Origin of the sequence: Amycolatopsis sp. NBC_01286 (assembly GCF_035982555.1) — a bacterium.
Taxonomy (GTDB): Bacteria; Actinomycetota; Actinomycetes; order Mycobacteriales; family Pseudonocardiaceae; genus Amycolatopsis.
Genome location: NZ_CP108428.1, coordinates 3,338,499 through 3,353,047 on the forward strand (window position 1 = coordinate 3,338,499; position 14,549 = coordinate 3,353,047).

Consider the following 14,549-nt stretch of genomic DNA (forward strand, 5'->3'; position numbering starts at 1 on the left):
GGCGATGATGCCGGAGATCGAGGACAAGGTGGAAGACGCCGTGGTACGCCTGCCCGGGATGCGCGTCGCCTACGACGGCGCCGCGTTCGACGAGTCGGCGCTGGCGGCCACGTGGACCGACCAGTTGCAGGGCTGGCTGAACCAGGCCGTCGCCGCCGGGATCGCCGAACCCAACGCGATGGTGCTGGCGACCGCGGACGCCGAAGGCCGCCCGTCGTCCCGCACCGTGCTGTGCAAGGGCCTCGACGAACGGGGTGTCGTGTTCTACACGAACTACACCTCGTCGAAGAGCCACGACCTGACCGCGACGCGCTACGCGTCGGTGACGTTCCCCTGGTACCCGCTGCACCGCCAGGTCCACGTCCGCGGCGAGGTCGAGAAGGTCGGCGTCAAGGAGACGGCGGAGTACTGGGCGCAGCGGCCGCGCGGTTCGCAGCTCGGCGCCTGGGCGTCCCCGCAGTCCCGCGTCGTCGACGGGCGCCGCGCCCTGGAGACCGCGCTGCACGGCATCGAGCGGCGCTTCGCCGACGTCGAGCGGATCCCGGCCCCGCCGCACTGGGGCGGCTGGCGGATCCGGCCGGACCTCGTCGAGTTCTGGCAGGGCCGCGAGGACCGCATGCACGACCGCCTCCGCTACATGCGCCACGAGGACGGCTGGAACATCGAGCGCGTCGCGCCGTAGCTGTCGATCTTTCGAAGGGCCCCCGCCGCGGCGGGGGCCCTTCGGCGTTCCGGCGTCGACGCCGGCCGTCACGGCCGGGTTGTCCCCACCCCGGCCGTGATGTGGACAACCGGGCCCCGGAGACGGCTTTTCCGGCGTCCCGTCGGAGGGTGCCGATAAACTGGGTGCGGGGCCGAACCCCCGGAGAGGGCGGGGGGTGCTCGCCGGCCGCGGCGACGAAAATCACGCGACCGGGGATAGTTAGCCGAGCTAAGCTCATTGGTTGTGAGTGATCAACGGGGGACCTTGCCGCCCCGCACGGGCATCCGCGGGCTTCTCGGTCGCATCATCGTCGACACCCGGCCGCTGAAGATCCCGGCCTTCCGCCGGCTCTGGCTGTCCACTGTGGTCACCGCGGTCGGCACCCAGCTGACCGCCGTCGCCGTGCCCAAGCAGGTCTTCGACCTCACCGGCTCGTCGGCGTACGTCGGTCTCTCCGGGCTCGTCGCGCTCGTCCCGCTGCTGGTCTTCGGGCTCTGGGGCGGCGCCATCGCCGACGCCGTCGACCGGCGGAAACTCCTGTTCGTCACGAACGTCGGGGTCGCGATCACGTCCGCGCTGCTCTGGCTGCAGGCGTTCCTGAACTTCGGCTCGGTGTGGCTGGTGCTCGCCCTGCTGGCCGTCAACCAGGCGTTCTTCGCGATCAACATGCCGACGCGCGGCGCGGTCGTCGCCCGGCTCGTCCCGCCCGAGCTGCTGCCGTCGGCGAACGCGCTGAGCAGCACGATGTCGACGTTCGGCGCCGTGTTCGGCCCGCTGATGGCCGGTGCGCTGATCCCCGTCCTCGGCCTCTCGACGCTCTACCTGATCGACGTCGTCGCCCTGACGATCACGCTCTTCGCGGTCTGGCGGCTGCCGTCGATCCCGCCGCTGAACGGGCCGTCGCGCCGCGCCGGCGTCCGCGACGTCGTCGACGGCTTCCGCTACCTCGCCGGGCAGAAGATCCTGCTGGCCTCGTTCGTCGCCGACATCATCGCGATGGTCTTCGGCATGCCGCGCGCGCTGATCCCGGAGATGGCCGAACGCACCTTCGGCGACCCGCCCGGCGGCGGCCCGGCGCTCGGCTGGCTCTACGCCGCGCTGCCCGCGGGCGCGATGCTGATCGGGCTGTTCTCCGGCTGGCTGACGCGCATCCACCGCCAGGGCGTCGCGGTCGTCATCTCGATCTGCGCCTGGGGCGCGGCGGTCGCCGGGTTCGGGCTCGCGCACTCGCTGTGGCTCGCGGTCCTCTTCATGGCGGCGGCCGGCGCCGCGGACATGGTCAGCGCGGTCTACCGGATGGCGATCCTGCAGACCGCCACCACCGACGAGATGCGCGGCCGGCTCCAGGGCGTGTTCACCGTCGTCGTCGCCGGTGGCCCGCGGATCGCCGACCTCACCCACGGCTGGGGCGCCGCCGCGTTCGGCACCGAAGTCACGGCGACCGTCGGCGGACTGCTGGTGATCGTGCTGGTCCTGGCCGCGATGCTGGTGCTCCCGGCGTTCTGGCGGTACCGGGCGCCGACGGCTTAGGGCGCTTCCGGCTACTGTGCAAAGTATGCGTATCGCAGTCGCTTTGGTCGCTTTTGCCGCTTTGACCGCCTGCTCCGCCGAGGACAAGCCGGCGCCCAGCTCGTCGTCGCCCGCGCCCAAGCCGAGCACGAACGCCGCCGCGGCGGCGCTCGACCCGTGCGCGCTGCTGCCGGCCGCGGCCGTGTCGAAGGCGCTGTTCCTGGACAACCTCACGGCGGTGCCGGGACCGGTGCAGGACAACGCGACCAGCGGCGGCAAGGCCCGCACCTGCGAGTACAAGCTCGACGACAAGGCCGCGGGCGCGCTCGCGGTGACGCGGTACGACGGCCGCCAGGCCAAGCCCGCCGACATGGTCGCGTCGATCAAGAAGGCCAAGCCGGGCGCCCAGGACGTCGCCGGGTTCCCGGACGGCGCGGTCTACTACGTCGACGAGCAGAAGACGGCCACCCTCGCCGCGGCCGAGCTGGTGTCCGGGACGCCGGTGCTGATCAACTACACCGGCCCGGCGAAGATGACGCCGGAACAGCTCGCGCCGCTGGTCAAGGCCGCCCTCGCGGCGAGCAACTGAGCTGACATCCGGGGGCCCCGGTAGCTCCGGGTTCAGGCCCAGCCGACGAGCTGGCGCTCACCGGCCGCCGGCAGCTGCTTCAACGCGGGCCGCGTGATCGCGCCCGGCGTGGTGGGCGAGTCGAACCACTCGCCCTGCGTCGTCTGGTAGAGCACGGTGGCCCGGTCCGGCGCGGCGGCCGCCTTGCCGATCCGCGGCTCCGCGCGGTCGACGAGCTTGGTGACCTGCGGAACCCCGTCGTCGACCTTCAGCCGGGCGAGCGCGCCGTGCGCGTCGGTGCCGCCGACGGCGTACAGCAGCACGGTGACGGCGTCGAGCGCGGTGACGAAGTAGTAGCGCGTGCCCGCGTCGTCGTAGGTCGCGTAGCCGATCGCGCCCGACGAGTCGGTCAGGTAGGCCAGGCCGCCGGCGCGCCGGACGTCCTTCCACGTCAGCACCGTGCCCTGCGCGTCGGGCCACCAGGCCTGGACGCGCGGGTCGAGCGGGTCGTCCGGCGGCACGAGGCCGGCTTCCTCGGTGTTCTGGCCGGGCCGCGTGTAGTCGGTGGAGTAGACGGCTCTGCCGTCGTCGAAGTAGAGCTTCGTGCCCATCGGGCCGAACCGCGGGTTCCGGAAGCCCGCCACGGTGCCGGTGCGTTCGTAGCGCCGCCCGCGGCGGTCGAGCTTGAAGACGTCGACGCCGCCGCCGGACTCGAGGGTGGCGTACTGCCCGTCGGGGGAGACGAGGTCGAGCTTGCTGGCCGGCCCGTCGAACCGGGTCGGCGAGGTGTCGCGCCCGGGCAGCGGCAGGGTGGTCTTCACGACGCCGGTGGCGGGATCGGCGAAGACGACGTCGTCGTGGCCGGGGTTGCGCTGGAGCAGCACCACCCCGGAGAGATCGAGCGGCGCCGGCACCGGCGCGACGGCGGGAGCGACCGGCGGGCCGCCCCCGCAGGCCGCCACCAGCAGGGCGAGCAGCGCGACGCCCCACCGAGCCTTCCCCACCATCGAGCCTCCCGAAGTCCACGGCTCAGATGCGGCGGGCGATCGTCCGGTTCCCGGTCGTGAGTGAGAAACAGTGTTCTAACACTGTTTCTCACTCACGACGGCGCAGGGCGGCCAGTTCCACCGGGCTGTGGGCCGAGAACACCGTCACCTCGTCCTGGTGGGCCTTCACCAGCTCCTGCAGCCGGGCCAGGTTGGCCAGGCGGGCGTCGCGCTTCGTCTGGACGATGTTCTGGAACGCCGTCATGCCCGGCGGGCAGTGCGGGGCGACCGGGTCGAGCTGGCCGTGGAAGAAGTACGCGTCGCCCGCGTGCAGGAGCCAGCCGTTGCCCGTGTCGATCGCGACGCCGTTGTGGCCGAGCGTGTGGCCCGTCAGCGGGACCAGCAGGATCTCCTCCGGCAGGCCCTTCAGCGACCGGACCGCGTCGAAGCCGAACCAGGGCTCGCCCGTCTCGTCGTAGGTGCTCCACAGTGGACGGTGGGCGAACTGGGCCGCGCGGTAGCGGTTCTTCTCGGCCGCGTTCGACGGGGCCGTCGCCGCGCGCTGCTCCTCGGTGCGGACGTGCACCACCGCGTTCGGGAAGTCCGCCAGCCCGCCGGCGTGGTCGACGTCGAGGTGGGTCGGCACGATGTGGCGGACGTCGGCCGGGTCGAGGCCGAGCGCCTCGATCTGCGCGACCGCCGTCTCGGCCGCTTCGAGCCGGGCGCCGACCATCGCCATGAACGGCCGGCCCAGCCACTTGCCCGGCTGGGCGACACCCTGGGTGCCGAACCCGGTGTCGACCAGCACCAGGCCGTCGCCGGTCTCGATCAGCAGGCAGTGGGCGACGAGCTCCGCCCGCCGCAGCAGCCCGGGTTCGCCGTCGAGCAGCTTGCCGCCCGCCGGGCGCATCGTGCCGCAGTTGAAGTGGTGCACCTTCATACGCTGCTCCTGGTGCTCAGCCGGAGGAACTGGGTCTCGTCGTGCGCGGCGAAGACGGTCACCTCGTCGCCGTGCTCCTGAACAAGCTGTCGCAGGCGGGCGTGATTGTCCAGTCTGGCGCCCTTCACTGTCTCCATCCGGCCCTCGAACCACTTCAGGCCCGGCGGGCAGTGCGGCGCGGCCGGGTCGACCTGGCCGTGGAAGAAGTACGAGTCGCCCGCGTTGAGCAGCCACCCGCTCCCGGTGTCGACGGCGACGCCGGCGTGCCCGCGAGTGTGGCCGCCGAGCGGGATCAGCAGGAGCTCGTCGGTCAGGCCGGCCAGCTGCCGGACGGCGTCGAAGCCGAACCACGGTTCGCCGGTGTCCGGATAGGACGTCCACTGTGGACCGTGACTGAACTGGATCTTCCGGTACCGCCCGCGTTCCGCGGCGTCACGCGGCGACTGCAGGGCCCGCAGCTCCTCGGCGTAGACGTGCACCCGCGCCCACGGGAAGTCGATGAGCCCGCCGGCGTGGTCGAGATCGAGGTGGGTCAGCACGATGTCCCGGACGTCCGCCGGGTCGAAGCCGAGCGCCCGGATCTGCGCGATCGCGGGCAACGCCGGATCCGCGACCGGGTTCGACTGCCGGACGAACCCGGCGCCGAGCCAGGCCTCGCGGTCGACGGCGGCCGGCGTGCCGGTGCCGGTCTCGACCAGCACCAGCCCGGTGGCCGTCTCCAGGAGCAGGCAGTGGCAGACCATGGTGGCGCGGCGGAACAGGCCGGGCCGGCCGTCGACCAGCCGGCCGCCGGGCGGGCGCATGGTCCCGCAGTTCAGGTGGTGGACGCGCATCAGGAGAACTCCCGTTCGAGGGTGGCGTGCAGGTGGGCGGCGACGGCCCGCAGCGGGGCGACGTCGCGGCGGGTGCGGGCCAGCAGCAGCCCGCCTTCGACGGCGGCGAGCACGATGGTGCCCAGCTCGTCCGCGCGCTCTTGCCCGAGTCCCTGGGTGGCCAGGTACGCGGTGAGGATGTCGTGCCAGTCCGAGTAGCCGTCCGCGCAGGCTTCGCGGATCGGCTCGCTCTCGGCGGCGGCGTCCAACGCGACTGTCGCGAGTGGACAGCCGCGCTGGAAGTCGGACTCTGTCAGGAAGTTCGCGAGCGCGTCGACGACCCGGTCGACCGCGGTCACGACGTCCGGGGCGTCGGCGACGACGGCGCGGAGCAGCGCGCCGGTGCGTTCGCTCGACAGCCGGACGGCTTCGGCGGCCAATTGTTCTTTGCCGCCGGGGAAGTGGAAGTAGAGCGACCCCTTCGGCGCGCCCCCGGCCGTCGTCAGCTGGGTGAGGCCGGTGGCGTGGTAGCCCTGCGAGTGGAACAGGTCGGCGGCGGTCTCGAGCATCCGCTGCCGCGTGTCGGTGCGGCGAACCATGGGACGACCGTAACTCAAACTATGACGACCGGTCTAGTGAGTAACGCTGAAAAGTTCGGCTACGGCCATCCGGGTGAGGTCGCTGGTCTGACCGGGTACCGGCGGAGCAGCATCACTAAGCGTGAGCGAATCCGAGTTCGTCGCACTGCCGGGTGGTGTTCGCCGAGCGCTGCCCCGGGCCGCCGCCAGCTCGCGGCGGCGCGTCACCGTGACGCTGGTGCTGCGTCGGCGTTCGTCAATCCCTGACCAGCTCATCGCGGGTCCGGGCACTCTCGGACGAGACCTGTTCGCCGAGCGGTACGGCGCCGATCCGGTCGACGTCGAGATCGTCCGCGCCGCTCTCGCCGACCTCGGACTGGAGGTCGGCGAGAGCGACCTGGGTACACGGAGCGTAGTCGTCTCGGCTCAGGTCAGGACACTCGTCCGGGTCCTCGGGCCCCGGCTGTGGATCCCCGCCGAGCTCGACGGCATCGTCCTCGCGGTGCTCGGCCCCGACGACGGGCCCGGCGAGTTCCTGGCCGCACTGGCCGCGGCGGTGCACGCCGAGCCGACTCCGCCGGTGCTCGACGTCGACGTGGCCGAGCGGGACTGGACCGAGCGGGAACGCGCGGTGCTGGCCGAACTGCTGGCGGACGCGGCGGCGCTGGGCATCAAGGTCGTCCCGCAGCCTCGGTAAGGTCGTCCGCATGGGCAACCCGACCGGTCAGCAGTTCGAGATCACCCGCGGCAACGCGCGCGCCGTCGTCACCGAGATCGGTGCGGGCCTGCGCGCGTTCGAAGTCGGCGGAGTGCCGTACGTCGAGGAGTTCGCCGAAGACGCGAAGCCGCCGAAGGGCGCCGGGCAGGTGCTGCTGCCCTGGCCGAACCGGACCAAGGCCGGCCAGTGGACGTTCCAGGGCGAGAAGCAGCAGCTCGAAATCACCGAGGAGGCGCGCGGCAACGCCATCCACGGCCTGACCCGCCACCTCGAGTGGGAGCTGCTGGAGCACGCCGAGTCGTCGATCACCCTGGCCGTCGACGTCGAGGTGCAGCCGGGCTGGCCGGTGCCGCTGCGCGCGACGATCACCTACGACCTCGCGCCGCGCGAGCTGACCATCACGCACGAGATCCGCAACGAGGGCGAGCAGCCGATCGGCGTCGGCGTCGGCACGCACCCGTACTTCCGGATCGGCGACGTCCCGACCGACGAGCTGACCCTCACCCTGCCCGCGAGCCGCGTCCGGCCCTACCTCGGCGACGAGCAGATGCCGTACGCGCCGGAGCAGGACGTCGAGGGCACCGAGTTCGACTTCCGCGTCGGGCGTGTCCTCGAAGGCGTCGACCTGGACACGGCGTTCGGCGGTCTCACGACGGCCGACGACGGGCTGCACCACTTCGTCCTCGCGCACGGCGACCAGCAGCTGCTGGTCTGGACCGGCCCGGACTTCCACTGGGCGCAGGTCTTCACGCCGGACGATCTGGTCGGCCGCGGCCGCGCGGTGGCGATCGAGCCGATGACCTGCCCGGCCGACGCGCTCAACACCGGCACCGACCTGGTCGAGCTGGAGCCGGCGACGTCGTGGTCCGGCAGCTGGGGCATCCGCGTCAAGTGAAGCCGCTTCGCCTGGGCGTCGCCGACGCGGGTGAAGTGCTGACGCTGCAACGCGCCGCGTACGTCACCGAAGCCCGCGCGCACGACGACTTCGACCTGCCGCCGCTGCTGGAGACCCTCGCGGAGGCGCGGACGGCGTTGGAGTCATGCCTCTCGTGGGGTTTCCGCGAGAACGGCCGGCTGCTCGCGTCGGTGCGGCTGACGGTGACGGGACACGTGGGTCTGGTGACGCGGCTGGTCGTCGCGCCGGACCGGCAGGGCGCCGGCCTGGGCGGCGGGCTGCTGCTCGCGGCCGAGGCGGCGGCCCCGCCGGAGGTGACGGTGTTCCGGCTGTTCACCGGGTCGAAGAGCGTCGGGCCGCTGGGGATGTACGCGAAGCACGGCTACCGCGAGACGCACCGGACGCCGGAGAACAACCACGAATTGGTGCACCTGGAGAAGGCACGGGTTCCGTAGGCTGCTGCGGTGCAGACGGTCTCGTTCTGGCAGGCCTGGGGGCTGTGGTTCGACGGCCGGTCCGTGGCGGGTTTCCGGCTGTGGGGCCTGCCGGTGCTGTGGTGGGGCCGGTTCGGCAAGCTCGGCCAGTTCACCGGCGGCCTGGCGGCGATCATCGACATCGTGGGCGTCGCCCGCATCACGGGGTGGGGAGAGCGGCTGCGGGCGAGGCCGGTCGAGGGACAGCGGCAGACGCTCGCCGAAACCTGGCGCCGAAGCCGGGTGATCTTCCGGGCCGCCTACCGCGACCTCTTGGCCGACTACATCCGGCCGAAGCAGATGAAGGAACGGCGCATCGAGGGGCGGACCGGCGAGCCGAAGCGCGAACCGCTCGACGCGGAGACCCGCCGGGTCAAGCGCATCCTGGTGACCGTCGTGCTCGTCTGGGCGGCGCTGATGTGGGCCCTGACGATCTGGGCCCGCTCAGCGTGGGACGGCGGATCCGTCGAGCAGGACCTGCCCTGGTGGGTGGCGATTCTGGTTGTCGTCTTGACCTTCCCGCTCTCGCTCATGGCCGTCTTCACCGGCATCTCGCTCGGCCTGAACCTGCTGGCCCGGGCCTGGCCGCTGGTCGTCTACGGCTTGTTCGTCCGGCCGCCGCTCGTGCTGCTGCGCGGTCCGCAGCCCGACCGGTCGCTGCGCGTCATCGGCGTCCTGCTGGTCGTCGTGGGTTTCGCGTTCGATCTGCTGGCGAGCTGAGCCCGGCTCGCGCCTGCCCGGACCAGTTCGTTAGCGTGGCGAACTATGGCGAAGGCAATTGTCGGGGGCTACGTCGTCCCCATCGACGGTGATCCCATCGACAACGGCACGGTCCTGATCGACGACGGCAAGATCGTCGCGATCGGCACGGAGGCCGACGTCGACATCCCGGAGGACGCCGAACTGGTCGACGCGGCCGGCACCTGGGTGTTGCCCGGCTTCATCGACGCCCACGCGCACCTCGGCGTCCACGAGGACGGCGAAGGCTGGTCCGGCAACGACACCAACGAGATGACCGACCCGAACGGCGCCCGGTTCCGCGCCATCGACGGCATCGACCCGTACGAGCCCGGCTTCGACGACGCGCTGGCCGGCGGCGTCACGAGCGTCGTCATCAAGCCCGGGTCGGGCAACCCGATCGGTGGCCAGACCATCGGCGTCAAGACCTGGGGCCGCAGCATCCTCGACATGGTCTTCGCGGAGCACGTCAGCGTGAAGAGCGCGCTCGGCGAGAACCCGAAGCGCGTGTACGGCGAGAAGAAGCAGACGCCGTCGACCCGGCTGGGCGTCGCGGCGATCCTGCGCGAGGCGTTCACCAAGGCCCGCAACTACCAGGCGAAGCGCGACCACGCGGCCGCCGAGGGCAAGCCGCACGAGGTCGACCTGACCCAGGAGGTCCTGGCCAAGGTCCTCGACGGCGAGCTGTACTGGGACCAGCACGTCCACCGCGCGGACGACATGGTCACGGCGATCCGCCTCGCCGACGAGTTCGGCTACAAGCTCGTGATCAACCACGGCACCGAAGGCCACCTGATCGCGGACCTGCTCGCCGAGCGCGACGTCCCGGTCATCCTCGGGCCGCTGTTCACCACGAAGTCCAAGGTCGAGCTGCGCAACCGCACGCTGCGATCCGCGGGCATCCTGGCCCGCGCCGGCGTCAAGATCGCGATCACCACGGACCACCCGGTGATCCCGATCAACTTCCTGGTCTACCAGGCGGCGCTCGCGGTCAAGGACGGCCTCGACCCGCACACGGCCCTCAAGTCGCTGACCGTCAACCCAGCTGAGATGCTGGGTCTGGACAGTCAGATCGGCTCACTGAAGCCGGGCCTGGACGCGGACGTCGTCCTCTGGTCCGGCGACCCGCTGGACGTGATGAACCGCGCCCTGCGGGTCTTCGTCCGCGGCGCCGAGGTGTACCACTTCGACGAGCAGCTGGGCGAAGGCGTATCGGCGGACCGCCGGTACCGCGAGTCCCGCTGACCGTCCCCAGAGCGGACGGACGACACGCCGGTTACCGGGCGGTTCCAGCGTGTCGTCCGTCTATTCACCTCACGACAGCAGGGCGTCGAGGTCGAGCTTGACCGGGAACGGGACGTCGGTCGCGAAGGTCCCGGTGACCGCGGGCGCGTCCATGTAGCCGAATTCGCCAGCCTGGTGACAGGCGACGAGTGAGACCGGCTCGGTGATGTCGACGATCCAGTAGTGCGGGATGCCGGCATCGGCGTACTCGTCGTGCTTCACCTGGTAGTCAGTGCGTCTCGAACCCGGCGACACGATTTCGACGACGATGGCCACCTCTTCGGCCCGGAGCATGTCGTTGTCTTTGTTGACGCGCGCGATCGCGGTCTTGTCAACGATCAGCAAGTCGGGTCGACGGGAAAAGCCAGGCTTGTCGGAAGGGGCCAGACCGAGATCCACGTCGGTGTCGGGAACGAAGTCGAGGTGGTCCGGAAGCTGTGCTTCGAGTTGTGCCACCAGCCGGTAGATCGCGCGGTTGTGTCTCGGCTTGGGGCTGGGTGACATCACTACGCGGCCTTCCGCGAGTTCGGTGAAACCTGATCTGGTTTCACCGAGCGCCGCGTACTCCTCGATCGTCAGCAGGTGATCGGGGATCTCCCACCGGCGAGCAGGCTCCGGCTGGGAAAGTGCAATCACAGCATCTCCTCACGTCGCCGGAATTGTCTCACGGCTCAAGTGCAACCATGAGTAACCGTATCCGTACTCTGCGTGGGACACTTCTGCCTCGATCGAGCGAAGATTCACGACAGCAGGGCGTCGAGGTCGAGCTTGACCGGGAACGGGACGTCGGTCGCGAAGGTCCCGGTGACCGCGGCGGCGTCCTGGTAGCCGCGGCAGGCGGCGAGCGAGACCGGCTCGCCGATGTCGACGATCCAGTAGTGCGGGATCCCGGCGTCGGCGTACTCGTCGTGCTTGACCCGGTAGTCGGTGCGCCGGGAGCCCGGCGACACGATCTCGATGACCACGGCCACCTCGTCGGCGCGGATCAGGTCGCCGGCGCGCGCGACCGCGGCCCGGTCGAAGACCAGCAGATCCGGGCGGCGGGAGAAGCCGGGCTCGCCGTGCGGTGCCAGCTGCAGATCCAAGTCCATGCCGAGGGCGAAGGCGAGATCGCGCGGCAACTGCCGTTCGAGCTGTCCGGCCAGCCGGCACGCGGCCATGTTGTGCCTCCGGCCGGCGCCGGGCGACGGCACCACCCGGCCTTCCGCCAGTTCGGTGAAACCGCGGTCGGTTTCCCCGAGCGCTCGATACTCCTCGACGGACAGCAGACGGCCGGACATGGGGTAACGGTATCCGTGCCGGCCGTGCGACAGCCTTCGCTGGACCGGGCTACAAGACCCCGGCCGACAACCCGTAACCCGCGTGATCACCGCCGTGACTCGCGTGATCACCGCCGTAACTCGCGTGATTGGGGCCGGAACCGCGAGTTCCGGCCCCAATCACGCCGGACACGGCCCGGATCACGCGAGTTACGGCTCGGATCACGCGGGTTCGGGGTAGCCGGGCTACGCCGAGGCCTTCAGTTCGCGGGCGATGACCATGCGCTGGATCTGGTTCGTGCCTTCGAAGATCTGCGGCACCTTCGCCTCCCGCATGTACCGCTCCACCGGGAAGTCGCGCGTGTAGCCGGCCCCGCCGAGGACCTGGACGGCGTCCGTCGTCACCTTCATCGCGCCGTCCGTGGCGACCAGCTTGGCGATCGACGCCTGGCGCTGGAACGGCATCCCGCGGTCGCGTCGCCGGGCCGCGTCCAGGTACGTCGCGCGCGACGACTCGACCGTCGCCGCCATGTCGGCCAGCAGGAACTCGACGCCCTGGAAGTCGATGATCGGACGGCCGAACTGCGAGCGGCCCTTCGCGTAGGTGACCGCCTCGTCCAGCGCCGCCTGCGCCAGGCCCACCGCGCACGCTGCGATGCCCAGGCGTCCGGAACTCAAGGACGACAAGGCGATCCGGAGCCCCTGCCCCTCCGCGCCGATGAGCCGCGAAGCGGGCACCACGGCGTTGTCGAAGTTCAGCTGGGCCGTCGGGGAGCCCGTGAGGCCCATCTTCCGTTCGCGCGCCGCCGCCGAGAGGCCGGGCGTCGAGCCGTCGACCAGCAGGCAGGAGATGTCCTGCTCGCTCGTGCGGACCATCGTCGTGTAGAAGTCCGCGACGCCGGCGTGGGTGATCCACGCCTTCGTGCCGTTGACGACGTAGTCCGGGCCGTCGAGCCGCGCGCGGGTCGACAACGCGGCCGCGTCCGAGCCCGCCTGCGTCTCCGACAGCGCGTACGCGCCGAGCAAACCCCCTTCGAGCATGTCCGGCAGCCACTCGTCACGCTGCTCGTCCGTGCCCCAGTTGGCCAGGCCGTAGCAGGACATCGTGTGCACCGAGAGCCCGACGCCGACCGTCATCCACGCGGCCGCGATCTCCTCCAGGACCTGCAGGTACACCTCGTACGGCACGTCGCCGCCGCCCCAGCGCTCCGCGTACGGCAGCCCCAGCAGGCCGGACTTGCCGAGCAGCCGGAACTGCTCGCGCGGGAACCGCTCGGCCTCCTCGGCCTCGGCCGCGCGGGGTGCCAGCTCGTCGCGGGCGATCTCGGTCGCCAGCGCGACCAGGTCTTCGGCGTCCGAATCGGGCAGCAGGCGTTCGGCAGGCATGGTCGTCCTCCCAGACAACGGTACTGAAAACAGTACTGTGGGTCTGTCGAGAGTACAGTACGACGAGCCTGGGGTGGCCGTGAGACGTAGGAGATAGTGGTCCGATGGAAGCCAGTCGCAGGCCCACCGCGAGGCAGCGCGCCCTGCTCGCCGACCTCGAGGCCCTCTTCCTCGCGGAGGGTTTCGCCGCCTTCACCCTGGACGACATCGCCGCCCGCCTGCGCTGCTCGAAGTCGACGCTCTACGCGCTCGCGCCCAGCAAGGAGCAGCTTGCCGTCAAGGTCGTCGCCCAGTTCTTCCGCGGCGCCGCGGCGCGCATCGAGGAGCGGATCGCCGGGATCGACGACGCGCCCAAGCTCATCGGCGAGTACCTGGCCGGCGTCGCCGAGCACCTGAACCGCGCGTCGGCGACCTTCATGCGCGACATCGCCGAGTTCGCCCCGGCGCGCGAGACCTACCAGGTCAACAGCCGGTTCGCGGCGCAGCGGATCCACGCGTTCATCGACAAGGGTGTCGCCGACGGCGTCTTCCGCGACGTCCACGCCCGGCTCATCGCCGAGATGACCGGGCTGATCGTCGAGGGCATCCAGACCGGCGTGCTCGCCCAGCGCACCGAGGTGTCGGACGCCGAGGCGTTCACCGCGCTGGGTGAGCTGTTGCTCGGCGGGCTGAACAAATAGCGGACAGGAATTGTCAGTTGAATCTCCTCTAAACTCGCCGCGTGATCGTCGTAGGCGGAGAAGCTCTCGTAGACCTCGTCCCGGGTGACCCCCTGGACTCCACTGTGGACGGTGGGCTGCGCGCGCTGCTGCCGCGCCTGGGCGGCGGGCCGTACAACGTCGCGCTGGCCGCGGGCCGGCTCGGTGTGCCGACGGCGTTCCTGTCGCGGGTGTCCACCGACCGCTTCGGCGAGGCGATGGTCGAGCGGCTGCACGCGTCCGACGTCGACACGTCGCTGCTGCAGCGCGGCGACGAGCCGACGACGCTGGCCGTCGTCGCGCTCGACGCGAAGGGCGCCGCGCACTACACGTTCTACGTCGAAGGCACGGCGGATCGGCTCGTCGCCGACCCCGGCGCGCTGCCGGAGCAGGTCACCGCGCTTTCGCTCGGCACGCTCGGCATGGTCCTCGAGCCCGGCGCGTCGGCGTACGAGGCGATGCTGCGGCGCGAGGCCGCCCGTGGGGTGCTGACCGTGCTCGACCCGAACATCCGCGAAGCGCTGATCACCGATCCGGCCGCCTACCGCGCCCGGTTCGCGTCGTGGCTGCCGGACGTCCGGTTGCTGAAGATCTCCGACGACGACACCGCGTGGCTCACCGAAGGCGCCGACCCGGTAGCCGCCGCGAAGACGTGGGTCGAGTCCGGTGTGGACGCGGTCGTGCTCACCCGGGGCGCCGACGGCGTCGCGGTGATCACCGCCGCAGGTGAGGTGGCCCACGTGCCGTCGCGCAAGGTCACGGTGGTCGACACCATCGGCGCCGGCGACACCGTGCAGGGGGCGCTGCTGGCCTGGCTGACCACCCGCGAGGTCTCGGACCTGGCCTCTCTGGACGCGGACGCGTGGCGCGAAGCCCTCACCTTCGCCGCGAAAGCCGCCTCGATCACCGTGTCGCGCAGTGGCGCGGAGCCGCCCACATCGGCCGATATGGCATCCACCGTGTGAACCTGGTCCCAAAGCGGGTACCAGGGGCAACGTCACC

General features: G+C 71.1%; 17 protein-coding genes. 10 read left to right on the forward strand and 7 right to left on the reverse strand.

What is annotated here, in order from left to right; genetic code table 11:
- The first annotated feature begins 4 nt into the window (after nt 1-4).
- From pdxH to OG570_RS16270, 3 genes are all read left to right on the forward strand, one after another.
- Nucleotides 5-682 carry a pyridoxamine 5'-phosphate oxidase gene (gene pdxH, locus OG570_RS16260; protein ID WP_247058377.1) on the forward strand — a complete coding sequence of 226 codons (678 nt, stop codon included), beginning with the start codon at nt 5-7 and terminating at the stop codon, nt 680-682.
- Between the two features lie 285 nt (nt 683-967).
- Nucleotides 968-2,233 carry an MFS transporter gene (locus OG570_RS16265; RefSeq protein ID WP_442788318.1) on the forward strand — a complete coding sequence of 422 codons (1,266 nt, stop codon included), beginning with the start codon at nt 968-970 and terminating at the stop codon, nt 2,231-2,233.
- A 25-nt stretch (nt 2,234-2,258) separates the two neighbouring features.
- Nucleotides 2,259-2,801: a DUF3558 family protein gene (locus OG570_RS16270; RefSeq protein ID WP_326944664.1), complete on the forward strand. Its 543-nt coding sequence runs from the start codon at nt 2,259-2,261 to the stop codon at nt 2,799-2,801.
- A gap of 32 nt (nt 2,802-2,833) precedes the next feature.
- Here the strand turns inward: OG570_RS16270 and OG570_RS16275 are convergent, their stop codons facing one another.
- From OG570_RS16275 to OG570_RS16290, 4 genes are all read right to left on the reverse strand, one after another.
- Nucleotides 2,834-3,787: a hypothetical protein gene (locus tag OG570_RS16275; RefSeq protein ID WP_326944663.1), complete on the reverse strand. Its 954-nt coding sequence runs from the start codon at nt 3,785-3,787 to the stop codon at nt 2,834-2,836.
- An 88-nt stretch (nt 3,788-3,875) separates the two neighbouring features.
- Nucleotides 3,876-4,706, reverse strand: coding sequence for an MBL fold metallo-hydrolase (locus tag OG570_RS16280; protein ID WP_326944662.1), 831 nt, complete (start codon nt 4,704-4,706; stop codon nt 3,876-3,878).
- Nucleotides 4,703-5,539, reverse strand: a complete 837-nt coding sequence (locus tag OG570_RS16285) for an MBL fold metallo-hydrolase (protein ID WP_326957356.1) — start codon at nt 5,537-5,539, stop codon at nt 4,703-4,705. Before OG570_RS16285 ends, OG570_RS16280 begins: the two co-directional genes overlap by 4 nt.
- Nucleotides 5,539-6,117, reverse strand: coding sequence for a TetR/AcrR family transcriptional regulator (locus OG570_RS16290; RefSeq protein WP_326957358.1), 579 nt, complete (start codon nt 6,115-6,117; stop codon nt 5,539-5,541). Before OG570_RS16290 ends, OG570_RS16285 begins: the two co-directional genes overlap by 1 nt.
- A gap of 121 nt (nt 6,118-6,238) precedes the next feature.
- On the opposite strand from OG570_RS16290, the gene OG570_RS16295 reads away from it, so the two are divergent.
- The 5 genes from OG570_RS16295 to OG570_RS16315 are packed head-to-tail and all read left to right on the forward strand — an operon-like array spanning nt 6,239 to nt 10,165.
- On the forward strand, nt 6,239-6,793 hold the full coding sequence (locus tag OG570_RS16295) for a hypothetical protein (protein ID WP_326957360.1): 555 nt from the start codon (nt 6,239-6,241) through the stop codon (nt 6,791-6,793).
- A gap of 10 nt (nt 6,794-6,803) precedes the next feature.
- On the forward strand, nt 6,804-7,709 hold the full coding sequence (locus OG570_RS16300; protein ID WP_326957362.1) for an aldose 1-epimerase family protein: 906 nt from the start codon (nt 6,804-6,806) through the stop codon (nt 7,707-7,709).
- Nucleotides 7,676-8,164 carry a GNAT family N-acetyltransferase gene (locus tag OG570_RS16305; RefSeq protein WP_326957365.1) on the forward strand — a complete coding sequence of 163 codons (489 nt, stop codon included), beginning with the start codon at nt 7,676-7,678 and terminating at the stop codon, nt 8,162-8,164. The genes OG570_RS16300 and OG570_RS16305 overlap by 34 nt, the downstream gene beginning before the upstream one ends.
- A 9-nt stretch (nt 8,165-8,173) precedes the next feature.
- Nucleotides 8,174-8,902, forward strand: a complete 729-nt coding sequence (locus OG570_RS16310; protein ID WP_326957366.1) for a hypothetical protein — start codon at nt 8,174-8,176, stop codon at nt 8,900-8,902.
- A 45-nt stretch (nt 8,903-8,947) separates the two neighbouring features.
- Nucleotides 8,948-10,165 carry an amidohydrolase gene (locus tag OG570_RS16315; RefSeq protein ID WP_326944655.1) on the forward strand — a complete coding sequence of 406 codons (1,218 nt, stop codon included), beginning with the start codon at nt 8,948-8,950 and terminating at the stop codon, nt 10,163-10,165.
- Nucleotides 10,166-10,234: 69 nt separating this feature from the next.
- Here the strand turns inward: OG570_RS16315 and OG570_RS16320 are convergent, their stop codons facing one another.
- The 3 genes from OG570_RS16320 to OG570_RS16330 form a co-directional block, all read right to left on the reverse strand.
- Entirely contained in the window at nt 10,235-10,840 is a 606-nt protein-coding gene (locus tag OG570_RS16320; protein WP_326957368.1) for a Uma2 family endonuclease, read from the reverse strand.
- A 104-nt stretch (nt 10,841-10,944) separates the two neighbouring features.
- Complete coding sequence (locus OG570_RS16325) at nt 10,945-11,484, reverse strand: Uma2 family endonuclease (protein WP_326957370.1); 540 nt, start codon at nt 11,482-11,484, stop codon at nt 10,945-10,947.
- Between the two features lie 225 nt (nt 11,485-11,709).
- Nucleotides 11,710-12,849, reverse strand: coding sequence for an acyl-CoA dehydrogenase family protein (locus tag OG570_RS16330; protein ID WP_326957373.1), 1,140 nt, complete (start codon nt 12,847-12,849; stop codon nt 11,710-11,712).
- A 104-nt stretch (nt 12,850-12,953) separates the two neighbouring features.
- Here OG570_RS16330 and OG570_RS16335 point away from each other — a divergent pair, with 104 nt between their 5' ends.
- Nucleotides 12,954-13,529 carry a TetR/AcrR family transcriptional regulator gene (locus OG570_RS16335; RefSeq protein WP_247058349.1) on the forward strand — a complete coding sequence of 192 codons (576 nt, stop codon included), beginning with the start codon at nt 12,954-12,956 and terminating at the stop codon, nt 13,527-13,529.
- Between the two features lie 41 nt (nt 13,530-13,570).
- Nucleotides 13,571-14,512, forward strand: a complete 942-nt coding sequence (locus OG570_RS16340) for a carbohydrate kinase family protein (RefSeq protein ID WP_326957375.1) — start codon at nt 13,571-13,573, stop codon at nt 14,510-14,512.
- Nucleotides 14,513-14,549: the final 37 nt, after the last annotated feature.

What these genes read in the sequence shown, in the direction of transcription:
- OG570_RS16335 (WP_247058349.1), top strand. Translation starts at nt 12,954, where the DNA reads ATGGAAGCCAGTCGCAGGCCCACCGCGAGGCAGCGCGCCCTGCTCGCC.
- pdxH (WP_247058377.1), top strand. Translation starts at nt 5, where the DNA reads ATGATGCCGGAGATCGAGGACAAGGTGGAAGACGCCGTGGTACGCCTG.
- OG570_RS16285 (WP_326957356.1), bottom strand. Translation starts at nt 5,539, where the DNA reads ATGCGCGTCCACCACCTGAACTGCGGGACCATGCGCCCGCCCGGCGGC.
- OG570_RS16325 (WP_326957370.1), bottom strand. Translation starts at nt 11,484, where the DNA reads ATGTCCGGCCGTCTGCTGTCCGTCGAGGAGTATCGAGCGCTCGGGGAA.
- OG570_RS16280 (WP_326944662.1), bottom strand. Translation starts at nt 4,706, where the DNA reads ATGAAGGTGCACCACTTCAACTGCGGCACGATGCGCCCGGCGGGCGGC.
- OG570_RS16300 (WP_326957362.1), top strand. Translation starts at nt 6,804, where the DNA reads ATGGGCAACCCGACCGGTCAGCAGTTCGAGATCACCCGCGGCAACGCG.
- OG570_RS16315 (WP_326944655.1), top strand. Translation starts at nt 8,948, where the DNA reads ATGGCGAAGGCAATTGTCGGGGGCTACGTCGTCCCCATCGACGGTGAT.
- OG570_RS16275 (WP_326944663.1), bottom strand. Translation starts at nt 3,787, where the DNA reads ATGGTGGGGAAGGCTCGGTGGGGCGTCGCGCTGCTCGCCCTGCTGGTG.
- OG570_RS16330 (WP_326957373.1), bottom strand. Translation starts at nt 12,849, where the DNA reads ATGCCTGCCGAACGCCTGCTGCCCGATTCGGACGCCGAAGACCTGGTC.
- OG570_RS16290 (WP_326957358.1), bottom strand. Translation starts at nt 6,117, where the DNA reads ATGGTTCGCCGCACCGACACGCGGCAGCGGATGCTCGAGACCGCCGCC.
- OG570_RS16270 (WP_326944664.1), top strand. Translation starts at nt 2,259, where the DNA reads ATGCGTATCGCAGTCGCTTTGGTCGCTTTTGCCGCTTTGACCGCCTGC.